We start from the raw sequence: 14,542 nt of genomic DNA, 5'->3' as shown, positions 1-14,542 counted from the left end.
ATCGGGTGCCGGCGCCGACGGACGACGCGCTCATCCGTTGGCCGGCTTCGTTCGGGCGCCGCTTCATCGTCTTCGTCGACGTCGAGGAGGAGTTCGACTGGTCGGCGCCGCTCGATCCCGGCCATCGCGCGGTCACGGCGATGCGCGCGCTGCCCGAGGCGCATGCGCGCTTTGCCGAGCGGGGGATCGGGCCGGCCTATATGGTCGATCATCCGGTGGCGAGCGATGCGGCGGCGGTGGATATCCTGCGGGAGATACTGGCGGATCGGCGCGCGTCGCTGGGCGCGCAGCTCCATGCCTGGGTGACGCCGCCTTATGCGGCGCCCACGGCGGGCGACAGCTACGCGGGCAATCTGCCGCCGGCGCTGGAGGCGGGCAAGCTCGACAGCTTGACCGGTCTGCTTACTGAAGCGTTCGGACGGCCGCCGCTCGCCTATCGGGCCGGACGCTATGGCATCGGGCCGGCGACCGCCGGGCTGCTCGCCAGCCGCGGCTATCGCGTCGAGAGCTCGATGCGGGCGCGCTATGACTATCGCGGCGATCTGGGGCCGGATTTCACCGCGGTGGGCAGCGAGGCATTCCGGATCGGGTCCCTGGTCGAGCTGCCGCTGACCACCGTGTTCACCGGTCGGCTGCGCCATTATGGCGCGACGCTCTATCCGGCGCTGGCGCGCGTGCCGCGCGGGCGCGGTGCGGCGGCGCGTGCGGGGCTGTTGCAGCGGGTGGCGCTGACGCCCGAAGATATGCCGATCGCCGATGCGCTTGCCGCGGTGCGCGTGGCGGTCGAGGAGGAGGGGCAGCGGCTGATCAGCTTCTCCTTCCATTCGCCGAGCCTCGTGCCCGGCCACACGCCCTATGTGCGCAGCCGCGACGATCTGGCGCGGTTCTGGACGTGGTGGGCGCGGATGTTCGACCTGCTCGACGCGCTCGGCGTTCGGCCGGCGGGCGTCGAGGACATCCTGGCGGCGGCGGATCGGACGACGGGCTGATGCCTGCCGCACAAGCAATGCCGGACCCGGCAGATGTTGCCGCAAGATGAAGATCACGACTTCAAAGTGCAACAAACCACCGTGGCGGCGATATCTTCCGCTTTGGACCAGTCCTGACAAGCAAGCATTGCTTTGTACGCCCTCGTCAGGGGCTATTTCCGTCGGATAGGCAGTCGAACGCGCCGTTCATCGTGCCGGATCGGGCGATTCATCGCCTATTCGATGGTAGCGCGACCTTTTCGGATTGTATTTTGTTCGTGCCGCTGCCAAGGGAGCGGCTCACCACGTGAGAGGGGAGACCATCATGGTTGCCAAGTATCTGATGGCTGCTGCTGCAGCCGCCCTGGCCGTTGCTCCGGCCGCTGCCGCTCCTGCCAACCCGGCAGCGAGCCTGTCGGTTGCCAAGTCGGTTCGCACCGGTTCGGTTTCGGCGAAGAAGAACGAGCTCGCCGGTGGCGGTCTGATCATCGCGCTCGTCGCGGCGGCTGCCGTCGTTGCGGGCATCGTGATCGTCGCCGACGACGACAACAGCGACAGCAACTAAGATCGTTCGCGGATCGGCGGCGTCCTTGCGGCACCGTCCATCGGAACGTGACGCAAGGGGGGCTTCGGCCCCCCTTGTTGATTCCGGGGGTCTGGCGGGTCGGCGTTGCGTGGGGGCGGAAGCTTCGCCTTTGCCGTCACCCTGAAGCTTGGCCGAGACCTCTACGAACGTCTGCATCTGGTGGATCAGCGCAGTGCTCCTGCAAAAGCAGGAGCCCAGAGCCAAGCTAGATAACGTCTTATGGCGTTCGAGACTCCTGGGCTCCTGCTTTCGCAGGAGCACTGGGCAGCTTTTGGCAGACCTGCGTTCGGCGTAATGGATCAATGGTGTCGAGGTCGTGGCGCGACCTTCCGAACTGCGTCGGTGATGCCTGTGACATGCTTGTCGTGTTGGACGACATGGACAAGATGGACACCTTAATGGAAACGATTCACGTCCGATCGTTTCCATTCTTGCACCTGTCTCGTGGTCGCGATGAGAAAGAGCGTGAGCGCCGTTTGCGGACGCCTATCACTGCAACGACGATGTAGGACAGACCGGCAAATTGGTCTTTGCCGGTCTGGGGGATGACGACAGCCGCGTCCTACGCGTGGCGCGGGGACATGCGAATCGCGCGACGAGCGTCGCAGGCGAACCGATACGGGGCGGCTGCGTCCGCCGCCCCGGCTGCGGTGCGGATCAGCGCGGCGTGGCGACCGGGCCGCCGCTGGCCTGAAACAGCGCGACGGTGTCGCTGAGCCGGGCGGCGCGGGCCTGAACCAATTGTGCGCGCGCCTGCGCGTCGGCGGCGGTGGCGTTGAGCAGCGCGAGCGTGCCGACGTCGCCGAGTGCGAGCTGGCGGCGGACGTAGGTCAGCGCCCGGCCCGAGGCGTCCGCCGCCCGCGTCGCCGCGTCGAGCGCATTGGCGTCGGTGGCGAGGCCGGTCAGCGCATCGGAGACGTCGCCGAACGCCTGCAGCACCGCGCTGCGATAGGTGGCCTTGGCGCCGTCGAGCGCCGCCTCCGCCGCGCGCTGCTGGTGGCGCAGCGCGCCGGCGTGGAAGATCGGCTGGGTGATGCCGCCGATCAGCGTCCAGAACGGATTGCCGTCCTTGAACATGTCGCCGAAGCGCTGCGCCGAGCCGCCGGTATTGGCGCTGAGCGTGATCTGCGGCAGTCGCGCGGCGATCGCGGTCCGCACGTCGGCACCGGCCCCTTCGAGCTGCGCGCGCGCCGCCAATACGTCCGGCCGCCGCGCGACGAGATCGGAGGGCAGGACCACGGGCAGTTCGGCGGGTAGCGTGAGAGCGGCGAGGGCGGGCAGTGGCGGCAGCGCATCGCCGGCGGGGCGGCCGATCAAGGCGGCGATGACGACCCGCTGGTGCGCCTCCTGCCGGATCAGCGGCGGCAGCGCGCCCTCGGCGGTGGCGAGCGCGGTCTGCTGCGTGGCGATGTCGGCGGCGCCGATCGCGCCGAGCTGCTGGCGGCGCAGCAGGCTGTTGAGGATGTCGCGGTTGACGGTGATCGCGGTCTGCGCCGCCGCGATCTGATCGGCGAGCGCGGCGCGCTGGATCACCGCCTGGACGAGATTGGCGACGACCGTGGTGCGCGCGGCGCCGAGCCGCTGGCGCTGGACCTCCGCGGCGGCGCGCGCCGAACGCACCCGCGAGCGCGTGCCGCCGAACAGGTCGAGGCCGTAGCTGACGTTCACCTGCGCGGTGTGCAGCGTATAGAGTTCCTGATTCTGGTCGGCGACCGGCGGCGACAGCGCGTTCGAGACACGGGCGCGTTCGGCCTGATAGCCGGCGTCGACCTGCGGCAACGCCGCGCCGGCGGCGGCACCGGCCAGCTCGCGCGCCTGACGCAGCGAGGCGTCGGCGCTGGCGATATCGTTGTTGTGCGCGAGCGCTTCGGCGACGAGCGCGTCGAGCTGCGGACTGGCGAAGGCGGTCCACCAGTCGACGCGCAGCGGCGCGGCGGTGAAGGTCTGCGCGGTGCCGGCCGCGGGCGCGATCGGCGCCGGCGTCGCCGCCGGGGGCAGCGGCGCGTGCGCGTCGAGATCGTGCGGTCCCGCGGCGCAGGCGGCGGTGGTGCAGGCGAGCAGCAGGGCGAGGGCGCGGCTCATGCCACCACCTCCGGGCCGGCGGCATCGCCATGCGGCGGGGCATGGCCCACGTCACGACCGTGCGCGCCGCGATCCTCCGGCGGCACCCGCTTCGAGAAGCGGTCGATCAGCACCGGCAGCACCAGCAGGATCAGCAGCGGCGCGAGCGCCATGCCGCCGACGACGACGAGCGCGAGCGGCTTCTGAACCTGACTGCCGATGCCGGTCGACAGCGCCGCGGGGAGCAGGCCGATCGCCGCGACGAGGCAGGTCATCACCACCGGGCGCAGGCTGTGGCGCACGGTCGTGCCGATCGCTGCGGCGCGATCGACGCCTTCGTCGACCGCATTGTTGAAGGTGGTGACGACGAGGATGCCGTCCATCACCGCGATACCGAACAAGGCGACGAAGCCGATCGCGGCGGAGATGCTGAACGCGGTGCCGGTCAGCGCCAAGGCGAGCACGCCGCCGACCACCGCCATCGGGATGGCGGAGAAGGCGAGCAGACTGTCGCGGATCGAGCCGAAATTGGCGTAGAGCAACAGCAGCATCAGCAGCAGGCTGATCGGCACGACGATCTCGAGTCGCGCGATCGCGTTGGTGAGATTGTCGAGCTCGCCCGCCCATTCGAGGTGATAGCCGGCGGGGAGATGCACCTTCTGCGTGATGCGCGCGCGTGCCTCCTCGACCGCGCCGCCGAGATCGCGGCCGCGTACCGAGAATTTGATCGGGATATAGCGTTCCTGATGCTCGCGGTAGATGAACGACGCGCCCGAGGTGAGGTGGACGTCGGCGACCTCGGACAGCGGTACCTGGATCGTGCCGCTGCTGCCGTCGGGGGCGGGCGCGCCGATGGTGATGCGGCGGATCGCCTCCAGCGAATCGCGCTGCTCCGATTTCAGCCGGACGATGATCGGGAAGTGGCGGTCGGTGCCGGCCTCGTAGAGATCGGCGGACGAACTGCCGCCGACCGCGGCGGCGACGGTCGCGTTGATGTCGTCAGGCGTCAGGCCGTAGCGGGCGGCGCGCGCGCGATCGACGTCGACGCGCACCGTCGGCTGGCCGAGCGACTGGAACACGCCGAGATCCTCGATGCCGCGCACCTGGCTCATCTGGTCCTTGATCTGGTTGGCGTATTTCTCGAGCATTGCGAGATCGGGGCCGAACAGCTTGATCGAATTGGCGCCCTTCACGCCCGAAGCGGCTTCCTCGACATTGTCCTCGATGATCTGCGAGAAGGAGAAATCGACGCCGGGATATTTGGCGGTCAGTCGCTGCGACAGTTCGGCGATCAGCGTTTCCTTGGTGACGCCGTGCGGCCATTCGCTGGCGGGCTTGAGCGGCACGAAGAATTCGGCGTTGAAGAAGCCGGTGGCGTCGGTGCCGTCGTCGGGCCGGCCATGCGCGGAGAGCACCGCGGTCGTCTCGGGATAGCTGGCGATGATGCGGCGGATGCCGTTCACCGCGGGCTCGCCCGCCTCCAGGCTGATCGAGCCGGGCAAAGTGGCGCGGATGTACATATTGCCCTCTTCGAGGTGCGGCAGGAATTCGATGCCGAGCGTGCGCACGCCGAGCACCGCGACCAGCAGCATCAGCGCGGCGGCACCGAGCGTCAGCACGCGATTGCCGAGCGCGAAGGCGGCGGCGGGTTCGTAGGCGCGGCGCAGCTTGCCGACGATCCACGTCTCGACCTCGGACAGTTTGTCGGGGAGGAGGAGGGTGGCGAGCACCGGTGCGACGGTGAAGGTCGCGAGCAGGCCGCCGCTGATCGCATAGGCATAGGTCTTGGCCATCGGGCCGAAGATATGGCCCTCGACCCCGGTCAGCGTGAACAGCGGCAGGAAGCTGGCGATGATGATCGCGGCGGCGAAGAAAATGCCGCGGCTGACCTCGCTGCTCGCGCCGAGCACCGCCGAGAAGCGGTTGGCGAGCGTGTAATGGCCGCGCCCGCTTTCGACGTGCGCGGAGCGTTCGACCATGTGGCGGAAGATGTTCTCGACCATGATGACGCAGGCGTCGACGACGAGGCCGAAGTCGAGCGCGCCGACCGAGAGCAGGTTGGCGCTCTCGCCCTGCAGCACGAGGATCAGGATCGCGAAGGCGAGCGCGAAGGGGATGGTGGCGGCGACGATGATCGCGCTGCGCAGATTGCCGAGGAACAGCCATTGCAGCGCGAAGATCAGCAGGATGCCGACCACCATATTCTCGAGCACGGTATGGATGGTGAGGTGGATGAGGTCCGACCGGTCGTAGATGCGGTCGAGATGGACGCCGGGCGGCAGCACGCCCGAATCGTTGATGTTGGCGACCTCCTTCTGCACCGCCTCGATCGTCGGCATCGACTGGGCGCCGCGCTGCATCAGCACGATGCCCTGCACGATATCGTCCTGATCGTTATAGCCGGCGATGCCGAGCCGCGGGCTGTTGCCGACCTTCACCGTGGCGACGTCCTTGACCAGCACAGGCTGGCCGCCGGCGCTGCCGACAAGGACGTTCTCGATCCCCGACGGGGTCTGGATCAGGCCGACGCCGCGGACGATCGCCGCCTGGCTGCCGAAGTTGATCGTCTGGCCGCCGACGTTGCCGTCGCTCTTGGCGATCGCGGCGAGCACCTGGCTGACGGTGACGTTGTGCGCGGCGAGCCGGTCGTTGTCGATCACCACGTCATAGGCGCGCAATTTGCCGCCCCAGCCGGTGACGTCGATCACGCCGGGGATGCGCTTGAACCGGCGTTGCAGCACCCAGTCCTGCAACGTCTTGAGGTCCATGACCGAATAGCCCTTGGGCGCGCTGATCTTGTAGCGGTAGATCTCGCCGACGGGGCTGGTCGGCGACAGCGTCGGCTGCGCGCCGCCGCTGAGCGGCGGCAGCTGCGACAGGCGGTTGATCACCTGCTGCTTGGCCTGATCGTTGGTCAGGTCGTAGCTGAACTGGATCTTGATGTCGGACAGGCCGAACAGGCTGATCGCGCGGATCGCGGTGAGGTGCGGGATGCCCGCCATGCCGACCTCGATCGGAATGGTGACGTTGCGCTCCATCTCCTCGGCGGAGAGGCCCTGCGTCTGGGTGATGACCTCGACCATCGGCGGGACGGGATCGGGATAGGCCTCGATATTGAGGTTGGCGAAGCCGATCACGCCGGCGGCGAGCATCGCGACGAAGACGCCGACGATGAGCAGCCGCTGGCGGAGCGCGAAGGCGACGATGCGGTTCATTCGCCGATCCCCGCTTCGTTGACGAACAGCGCGCCGGCGGTGACGATGCGCTCGCCGGGGGTGAGGCCCTTGACGATGACGACCTGGCCGTCCTGCGCGTCGCCGGCGACGACGTCGCGCGCGACGAGCAGGCCATCGGGGCGGACAACCCAGACGCGCGCCTGATCGCCCTCGTGGATCACCGCGGCGGCGGGGACGCGAATCGCGTCGCCGGCCTGCGCACGGTGGATCTGGAAGCTGGCGAACATCTGCGGCTTGAGTGCGCCGTCGGGATTGGCGATCGCGGCGCGCACCGGCAGGCGATGCGTCTGCGGATCGAGCGCGGCGCCGACGAGGTCGATGCGCGCCTGGAAACGGCGGCCGGGCAGCGCGGGGGTGGTGACCGTCGCCGAATCGCCGACGTGAATCGCCTCGGCATCGCTTTCAGCGACCTGCGCGACGAGCCAGACGCGCGAGGGGTCGGTGATCGTCAGCACCGGCTTGTCGCCGCCCTGGCTGACATATTCGCCTGCGGACACGTCGCGCGAGGCGATCAGGCCGCTGATCGGCGCGTGCAGCGTGGTGACGTCGTGGATGCCGGAGACTTCGCCGACGCCCTCGAGCTGGCGGATCTCCGCCGGCGACTTGCCGAGCACCGCGAGCTTGTCGCGCGCGGCGCCGAGCGCGGCGGCGGCGGTGCGGGCGGTCGCCTGTGCCGCGGCGAGATCGGTCTGCGCCTGCTGATAATCCTTCTGCGCGCCGCCCGCGGTCTCGTAGATCAGCCGCTGGCGTTCGGCGGTGCGCTGCGCGGTGGCGAGCTGCGCCTGCGCGTTCTGATAGGCTGCCCGCGCCGCGAATAGCGCGTTGCGGCCGTCGACGAAGTCGTTGGTGCGGACCAGCAGCAACGGCTGCCCCTGCGTGACGCGCTGGCCGGCATCGACGAGCACGCGGACGACCTGGCCGCTATAGGGCATCAGCACCGGTGTGCTGTGGTCGCCGTCTACCGTGATCGCGCCGCTGGCCAGCGTGCGCGCGTCCGACGCGCCCATGCCGACCCGCATCGTGGCGAGCGACGCCATCTGCGTTTTGGTCGGGCGAAAGGTGCCCGGCGGCGGGGGTGGTGGCGCGGTCTCCTCGTGATGGGTGAGCTTGCCGACGAGCATGACGAGCAGCACCACGCCCGCCAGCACCACCGCGACGATGCCCAGCCAGCGCCATTGCGCCGATCGGGACAAAGTGGTGGCGGGGGCGAGGGGTTCGGGGTGTTCGGTGGCGTGCATCGGGGACCTGCGCATGCGATGAAGCTTGGAGCCGATAGGCGGGCTGGCTTACAGCGTGCTGACGGATGCTGCGGCGCGGGAGGATGTTTGCGGATTTTGCTGATCGAGGACGATGCGGCGCTGGCCGACGCGCTGACCGGTGCGCTGCGCCAGCGCGGCATGACGGTGGACCATGCCGCGAGCATCGAGGAGGCGGAGGCCTATCTCGCCGCGATCGACCATGCCGCGGTGCTGCTCGACCTCGGCCTGCCCGACGGCGACGGGCTGGCGCTGCTGCGGCGGATGCGTGCCGGCGGCAACGTCCGCCCGGTGCTGGCGCTGACCGCGCGCGGCAGCGTCGATGCGCGCATCCGCGGGCTGCACGGCGGCGCCGACGATTATATCGTCAAGCCGTTCGATCCCGACGAGCTGCACGCGCGCATCCTCGCGGTGCTGCGCCGGCAGGGCGGCTATCTGGGCGTATCGCTGAGCTGCGCACGGCTTGTGTTCGACGTCGAGACGCGGGTGGCGCGGGTCGGCGAGACCTTGCTGCCGCTGTCGGCGCGCGAAACCGAATTGCTCGAGCTGCTGCTGCGCCGCGGCGGCAACGTCGTGCCCAAGCGGCTGGTCGAGGATCATCTGTTCGGCGCCGGCGGCGATCTCGGCTCGAACGCGGTCGAGGTCTATGTCCACCGGCTGCGCAAGCGGCTCGACGAGGCGGAGACCGGCGCGCGGATCGAGACGGTGCGCGGCGTCGGCTATCTGCTCCGCGCGGCGGCGTGAGGCTGCGCGCGCCGCGCTCGCTCGCCGGGCAGTTCGCGCTGCTCCACGGCGTCACCGCGCTGATCGCCGCGGCGATGCTGCCGCTCGGTGCCTTGATGCTGCATCGCGTCGCGCATCATTACCAGCGCGACGTGCTGCGCCAGCAGACCGAGGGGATCGCGACGCTGCTGCGCGACCATGATCCGGGCCAGGCGATCGAGGCGGCGGACATCCTCGCGGGCGGGCTGACGCTGACCGTGGTGGATGGCGGCCGGCACATCCTCGCGCAGCGCGGGCGGCCGCGGCCGGGAATCATCCGCGCGGTGCCGCTCGACGGGCAATTGCGGATCGTGCGGCGGGGGACGCTGGCGGCGGTGAGCCGGCCGGCGGGCGGGCGCTGGGTGGTGGTGGCGCAGGACGATGCCGCACCGGAGGTGGTGGCGGACGATATCGTCGACGCCTTCCTCGCGCGGTTCGCGCTGCTGCTGCTGCCGCTGGTCGTGCTGCTGCCGCTGGTCGGGGTCGGCCTGACGCGGCGGCTGACGCGGCGGATGACCGCGGCGTCGGACATCGCCGCGGCGATCGGCCCGCAGACGCTCGACCGGCGACTGCCGCACGGCACGCTGCCGTGGGAGGTCGAGCCGCTCGCCGCGGCGACCAATGCCGCGCTCGACCGGCTCGAACAGGCGTTCGCCGCGCAGACCGCCTTCGCCGCCGACGTCGCGCACGAATTGCGCACGCCGCTGGCGACGATCCGGCTGCGCGCCGATGCGATCCCCGACGAGGCCATCCGCCGCACGCTGCTCGGCGAGGTCGATCGCGCGGCGCGGGTGATCGCGCAACTGCTCGTACTCGCCGAGCTGGAACGGCCGATCGAGGGGGCGGGGGCGGCGATCGACCTGATTTCTGTGGCCGCCGACGTGGTCGCGGATCGCGCGCCGGCGATCATCGCGGGCGGGCGGCGGATCGCGCTCGACGATCGCGGCGCGCCGGTGTTGCCCGGTTATGCCGGGGCGATCGGCCTCGCGCTGGAGAATCTGATCGACAATGCCGCGCGGCACACGCCGCCGGGGACGCGGATCACCGTGCGGGTCGGGCCGGGGCCGGAGGTGAGCGTCGGCGACGACGGTCCGCCGATCGCCGCGGCGCATCTCGAACGGATGGCGACGCGCTTCTGGCGGGCCGGCACCGCGCGCACCGAGGGTTTCGGACTCGGCCTGTCGATCGTCCAGCGCGTCGCGGCGGCGCATGGCGGACGGCTGCACATCGGCGCCGGCGACGACGGCCGCGGGTTGCGCGCGACGATCCGCTTCAAGCGGACGGCGGGGGACGCCATCGCTCAGCCGTTCGCGGCCACCGCGGAGAGGCCCTGAACCAGCGCGTCGAAGACGGCGCGATAGCGTTCGCTGCGGCGCAGATCCTCGTGCATCACGATCCACATCGGCAGCGGCAGGTCGAGCGCGTCGGGCAGCAGGCGGACCAGCGCGGGATCCGTGCGGGCGATCGCGATTTGGCAGATGCCGATGCCGAAGCCGGCGCGGATCGCCGCCAGTTGCGCCGCCTCGCTGTCGACGCGGAGCGCGAAGGCGTCGCGGTCGATCCCCGGCAGATGGCGCATCGCGCTGCGGATGAACGGCGTCTCGGTGTCGAAGCCGATCAGGTCGTGGCCGCGCAGCTCGGCGGCGCTCTCCGGCATGCCGCGACGGTCGAGATAGTCGCGATGCGCGTGGAAGCCGACGTGGAGCGCGCCGATCCGCCGCGCGACCAGCGCCTGCTGCGTCGGTTCGACCATGCGGACGGCGATGTCGGCGCGCCGCTGCAACAGATCGTCGACCTCGTTCGACAGCGCCAGCTCGACGATCAGCCCCGGATGCTCCCGGCGCAGGGCGGTGAGGATCGGCGGCAGGTGCGCGACGCCGACCGAATGGCTGGCGCTGATCCGCACCACGCCGGCGACCGCATCGGGCCGGCCGGTCCCGGTCCGGCGCAGCGCGTCCGCCGCCACCGCCAGCGCTTCGGCATGCGGCCGCAGCGCGAGCGCGCGATCGGTCGGCGACAGGCCGCGCTGCGACCGAACGAACAACGTGCCGCCGATCGCGCGTTCGAGGGCATCGACGTGGCGGGCGATGCTTGGCTGGGTCATGCCGAGCGCGCGCGCCGCCGCGGACAGCGAACCCTCGCGCAGCACCGCGGCGAAGCTGCGGTAGACGTCCCAACTCGGTTCGCTGTTCATGCATTTTCGTATAGCAGCCCACCGGCCTTCGACAATTCCCGTGGCGCCGGATCGCGGCCATTTCCTTATTCGCACGATGATGGAGATGGTGATGACACAGCGGACGGCATTGATCCTCGGCGCGACCGGCGGGATCGGCGGCGCGGTCACGCAGCGGCTGCTGCACGACGGCTGGCAGGTGCGGGCGCTCGTCCGGCAGGGGTCGGCGCGGCTCGATCCCCGCTGCGTGCCGGTTGTCGGCGATGCGATGGACCCGGCGGCGGTCGAGGCCGCGGCGCGCGGCGCGGCGGTGATCGTCCATGCGGTCAACCCGCCGGGCTATCGCGACTGGCAGCAGCTGGTGCTGCCGATGGTCGATGCGACGATCGGCGCGGCGCGGACCAGCGGCGCGCGCATCGTCCTGCCCGGCACGGTCTACAATTACGGCCCCGATGCCGGCGACCCGATCGACGAGGATGCCCCGCAGCGGCCGGCGACGCGCAAGGGCGCGATCCGAGTGGCGCTGGAGCGGCGGTTACAGGCGGCGGCGGAGCGCGGCAAGGCGCGGGTGCTGATCGTCCGCGCCGGCGATTATTTCGGGCCGGGCGCGGCGAACAGCTGGTTCGCGCAGGGGCTGATCGCGCCCGGCGTACGACCCAAAGTGATCCGGCAGCCGGGGCGGCGTTGTGTCGGCCACCAATGGGCGTATCTGCCCGATGTCGCCGAGACGATGGTGCGGCTGCTCGATCGGCCGGGATCGTCCGCCTTCGAACGCTTCCACATGGAGGGTCAATGGGATGGCGACGGCCGGCGGATGGTCGAAACGATCGCGCGCGTGCTCGGCGACCCCGCCGTGCCGATCCGGCCGCTGCCGTGGTGGCTGCTGCGGCTCGCCGCTTTGGTCGCGACGACGCCGCGCGAGATGATGGAGATGCGCTATCTGTGGCAGCGGCCGGTGCGACTGGGCAATGCGCGGCTGGTCGCGGCGCTCGGCGCGGAGCCGCATACGCCGCTGGAGCGTGCGGTGCGGACGACGCTCGCCAGCCTCGGCTGCCTGTGAGCCGGGCGGTCGATCGCACCGTCGTGGCTTGACTTTGCCCGCGGGCCGCGGGGTTAGTCGTCGCCATGCGTGCCAAGAGCCTTTCCGATCTCGCCCGGTTGAGCGGCCTGTCGATCTCCACCATTTCGCGCGCGCTGTCGGGTCATTGGTCGGTCGCCGAGGGGACGCGGAACCGGGTACGCGATCTCGCCGAGGCGCATGGCTATCGCCCCAACGAGATGGCGCGGAACCTGCGCCTGCAGCGGACCAATGCGATCGGCATCGCCTGGCCGCTCGGCCATGCGGTCGGGCAGCATCTCACCGATCCGTTCTTCCTCAGCCTGCTGGGGCATGTCGCCGACGCGCTGGTGCTGCACGGCTATGACATCGTGCTCAGCCGGGTGCTGCCGGCGGGCGAGGACTGGCTCGACCGGCTGGTCGATTCGGGCAAGATCGACGGGCTGATCCTGATCGGCCAGTCGGATCAGGCCGAGACGATCGCGCGGGTGGCGCGGCGCTATCCGCCGCTGGTGGTGTGGGGCGCGGCGCTGCCGGACGCGGGCTATCCGACGGTCGGGTCCGACAATCGCGAAGGCGGACGGGTCGCGGCGCGCCATTTGCGCGGGCTCGGGCGGCACCGCTTCGCCTTCGTCGGCGATGCCGGCCTGCCCGAATTCGGCCAGCGGCTCGCCGGCTTTCGCGCGGAGCTGGCGGGAGCGGACGCCGCGATCGTGCCGGCGGCGGCGACGGTCGATGCCGCCGCCGCGGCGGTGGCCGCGTGGTGGCGCGGCGGCGGGCGCGCCGATGCGCTGTTCGCCGCATCCGACGTGGCGGCGATCGGGGCGATGCAGGCGCTGGTCGCGGCGGGGGTCAAGGTACCGGAGGAGGTCGCGATCGTCGGCTATGACGACGTGGCGATGGCGGCGCACGTCACGCCCGGCCTGACGACGATCCGCCAGGATGTCGCCGAGGGCGCGCGGCGGCTGGTCGCGGCGCTGTTCGAGCGGCTCGCCGGACGGGCCGCGCCGTCGAGCCTGCTGCCCGCCACGCTGATCGTGCGCGGCTCGACCGTCTCAGGCGGCGGCGTGGCGCGCCCCGCGGACGGCTAGGGTCGCGATCGCGGCGGCGATCATCAGCCCGCCGGCGAGCATGATGACGTGGCGCGGATCGCCGCCGAGCAGCGAGCGGTAGAGCAACGGCATCGTGACGCTCTCGATCATCATCGGCACGACGATGAACATATTGAAGATGCCCATATAGACGCCGTTGCGCTCGGCCGGGATGCTGTCGGTCAGCATGACATAGGGATTGCCCATCAGGCTCGCCCAGCCGAAGCCGATGCCGAGCATCGGCAGCAGCAACGTCCAGCGGTCGGCGCAGAAGGGGATGGCGAGCATCGCGACCCCGGCGAACGCGACGCAGGCGGCGTGGACGATCTTCGGCCCGGCGCGGCGGGTGAAGGGGACGAGCGCGAAGGCGGCGACGAAGGCGACGAAATTGTAGAAGCCGCCGAGCAGGCCGACGTCGAGCGCCGCCTGGCGGAAGCCGGCGCTGGCGGGGTCGGCGGTGTGGTAGAGCGAGGCGGCGAGGCCGTGCGCGATGAACTGCCAATAAGCGAACATCGCATACCATTGGCAGAACATCGCGATCCCCAGCCGGCGCATCGCCAGCGGCATCTCGCGGATCGCCACCGCGATGTCGGCGAGCGCGGTCGCCGCCGACAGCGGCCGGCGCCGCATCGCCGCCACCGCCGCGGCATCGAGCGGCAGTTCGGGCACCCGCCACACCGACCAGAGGATCGTGCCGAGCGACAGCGCCGCGCCGATCAGGAAGGCGATGCGGGTGATGTCGGGAATGCCGTTGGCGTCGACCGCGTCGCGGCTCATGCCGAGCGCGACGAGCAGCGACGGCGACAGATAGGCGAGCGTCTGCGCCAGACCGGTGAACGCGCTCTGCATCAGGAAGCCGAGCGGCCGCTGCCGCGCGTCGAGCCGGTCGCCGACATAGGCGCGATAGGGCTCCATCGTGACGTTGTTGGCGGCATCGAGGATCCACAACAGGCTCGCCGCCATCCACAGCGTCCGGCTGTACGGCATCGCCAGCAGCCCCAGCGAACACAGGATGGCGCCGATCAGGAAATAGGGCGTGCGCCGCCCCCAGCGACTCACCGTGCGATCGGACAGCGCGCCGACGATCGGCTGGACGAGCAGCCCGGTCACCGGCCCGGCGAGCCAGAGCAGCGGCAGCGTCGCCTCGTCGGCGCCGAGATAGCCGTAGATCGGCCCCATATTGGCCTGTTGCAGTCCGAAGCTGAACTGCAGGCCGAAAAAGCCGAGGTTCATCTGGACGATGTGCCAGACGCCGAGCCGCCCTGCCGTCGTGCCGCCTGTCCTGTCGTGCATCGTCGCCTCTCCCCCCGGGGCCGCCGTCATATCCGCTCCGCTTGACGATCACAATCGAT

The 14,542-nt window shown here is 70.5% G+C and carries 11 protein-coding genes; 6 read left to right on the top strand and 5 right to left on the bottom strand.

Annotation, left to right across the window (positions count from 1 at the left end; genetic code table 11):
- Nucleotides 1-5 precede the first annotated feature (5 nt).
- Together FFS23_RS12040 and FFS23_RS12035 are read left to right on the top strand one after the other, a co-directional pair.
- Nucleotides 6-989: a polysaccharide deacetylase family protein gene (locus FFS23_RS12040; RefSeq protein ID WP_249340649.1), complete on the top strand. Its 984-nt coding sequence runs from the start codon at nt 6-8 to the stop codon at nt 987-989.
- A gap of 304 nt (nt 990-1,293) precedes the next feature.
- Nucleotides 1,294-1,533 (top strand): hypothetical protein, encoded by a 240-nt coding sequence (locus FFS23_RS12035; protein ID WP_171009465.1) that lies wholly within the window; start codon nt 1,294-1,296, stop codon nt 1,531-1,533.
- A gap of 678 nt (nt 1,534-2,211) precedes the next feature.
- Here FFS23_RS12035 and FFS23_RS12030 read toward each other — a convergent pair.
- The 3 genes from FFS23_RS12030 to FFS23_RS12020 are packed head-to-tail and all read right to left on the bottom strand — an operon-like array spanning nt 2,212 to nt 8,089.
- Nucleotides 2,212-3,636 (bottom strand): efflux transporter outer membrane subunit, encoded by a 1,425-nt coding sequence (locus FFS23_RS12030; RefSeq protein WP_137898775.1) that lies wholly within the window; start codon nt 3,634-3,636, stop codon nt 2,212-2,214.
- Entirely contained in the window at nt 3,633-6,830 is a 3,198-nt protein-coding gene (locus FFS23_RS12025) for an efflux RND transporter permease subunit (protein ID WP_137898774.1), read from the bottom strand. The genes FFS23_RS12030 and FFS23_RS12025 overlap by 4 nt, the downstream gene beginning before the upstream one ends.
- On the bottom strand, nt 6,827-8,089 hold the full coding sequence (locus tag FFS23_RS12020; protein WP_137898794.1) for an efflux RND transporter periplasmic adaptor subunit: 1,263 nt from the start codon (nt 8,087-8,089) through the stop codon (nt 6,827-6,829). Before FFS23_RS12020 ends, FFS23_RS12025 begins: the two co-directional genes overlap by 4 nt.
- 87 nt (nt 8,090-8,176) lie before the next feature.
- Between FFS23_RS12020 and FFS23_RS12015 the strand changes: the two genes are divergently transcribed.
- Entirely contained in the window at nt 8,177-8,851 is a 675-nt protein-coding gene (locus tag FFS23_RS12015; RefSeq protein WP_038658449.1) for a response regulator, read from the top strand.
- Nucleotides 8,848-10,203, top strand: coding sequence for a sensor histidine kinase (locus tag FFS23_RS12010; protein WP_249340648.1), 1,356 nt, complete (start codon nt 8,848-8,850; stop codon nt 10,201-10,203). The genes FFS23_RS12015 and FFS23_RS12010 overlap by 4 nt, the downstream gene beginning before the upstream one ends.
- Here FFS23_RS12010 and FFS23_RS12005 read toward each other — a convergent pair.
- Entirely contained in the window at nt 10,170-11,063 is an 894-nt protein-coding gene (locus tag FFS23_RS12005) for a LysR family transcriptional regulator (protein WP_137898773.1), read from the bottom strand. The two genes, FFS23_RS12010 and FFS23_RS12005, sit on opposite strands and share 34 nt — an antisense overlap.
- A gap of 91 nt (nt 11,064-11,154) precedes the next feature.
- Between FFS23_RS12005 and FFS23_RS12000 the strand changes: the two genes are divergently transcribed.
- Together FFS23_RS12000 and FFS23_RS11995 are read left to right on the top strand one after the other, a co-directional pair.
- On the top strand, nt 11,155-12,102 hold the full coding sequence (locus FFS23_RS12000; protein WP_137898772.1) for an NAD-dependent epimerase/dehydratase family protein: 948 nt from the start codon (nt 11,155-11,157) through the stop codon (nt 12,100-12,102).
- Nucleotides 12,103-12,167: 65 nt separating this feature from the next.
- A complete protein-coding gene (locus tag FFS23_RS11995; protein ID WP_137898771.1) occupies nt 12,168-13,190 on the top strand; it encodes a LacI family DNA-binding transcriptional regulator in 1,023 nt (340 codons plus the stop codon).
- Here the strand turns inward: FFS23_RS11995 and FFS23_RS11990 are convergent.
- Nucleotides 13,155-14,483: an MFS transporter gene (locus FFS23_RS11990; RefSeq protein WP_137898792.1), complete on the bottom strand. Its 1,329-nt coding sequence runs from the start codon at nt 14,481-14,483 to the stop codon at nt 13,155-13,157. The two genes, FFS23_RS11995 and FFS23_RS11990, sit on opposite strands and share 36 nt — an antisense overlap.
- Nucleotides 14,484-14,542: the final 59 nt, after the last annotated feature.

The organism is Sphingomonas sp. 2SG, from assembly GCF_005503285.1.
Classification (GTDB): Bacteria; Pseudomonadota; Alphaproteobacteria; order Sphingomonadales; family Sphingomonadaceae; genus Sphingomonas; species Sphingomonas taxi.
Note: the sequence above shows the minus strand (reverse complement) of the source record. Positions and strands in the feature narration are given on the sequence as shown.

Coding starts and splice junctions, on each gene's coding strand:
- FFS23_RS12035 (WP_171009465.1), top strand. CDS start 1,294: ATGGTTGCCAAGTATCTGATGGCTGCTGCTGCAGCCGCCCTGGCCGTT.
- FFS23_RS12030 (WP_137898775.1), bottom strand. CDS start 3,636: ATGAGCCGCGCCCTCGCCCTGCTGCTCGCCTGCACCACCGCCGCCTGC.
- FFS23_RS12025 (WP_137898774.1), bottom strand. CDS start 6,830: ATGAACCGCATCGTCGCCTTCGCGCTCCGCCAGCGGCTGCTCATCGTC.
- FFS23_RS12020 (WP_137898794.1), bottom strand. CDS start 8,089: ATGCACGCCACCGAACACCCCGAACCCCTCGCCCCCGCCACCACTTTG.
- FFS23_RS12005 (WP_137898773.1), bottom strand. CDS start 11,063: ATGAACAGCGAACCGAGTTGGGACGTCTACCGCAGCTTCGCCGCGGTG.
- FFS23_RS12000 (WP_137898772.1), top strand. CDS start 11,155: ATGACACAGCGGACGGCATTGATCCTCGGCGCGACCGGCGGGATCGGC.
- FFS23_RS11995 (WP_137898771.1), top strand. CDS start 12,168: ATGCGTGCCAAGAGCCTTTCCGATCTCGCCCGGTTGAGCGGCCTGTCG.
- FFS23_RS11990 (WP_137898792.1), bottom strand. CDS start 14,483: ATGCACGACAGGACAGGCGGCACGACGGCAGGGCGGCTCGGCGTCTGG.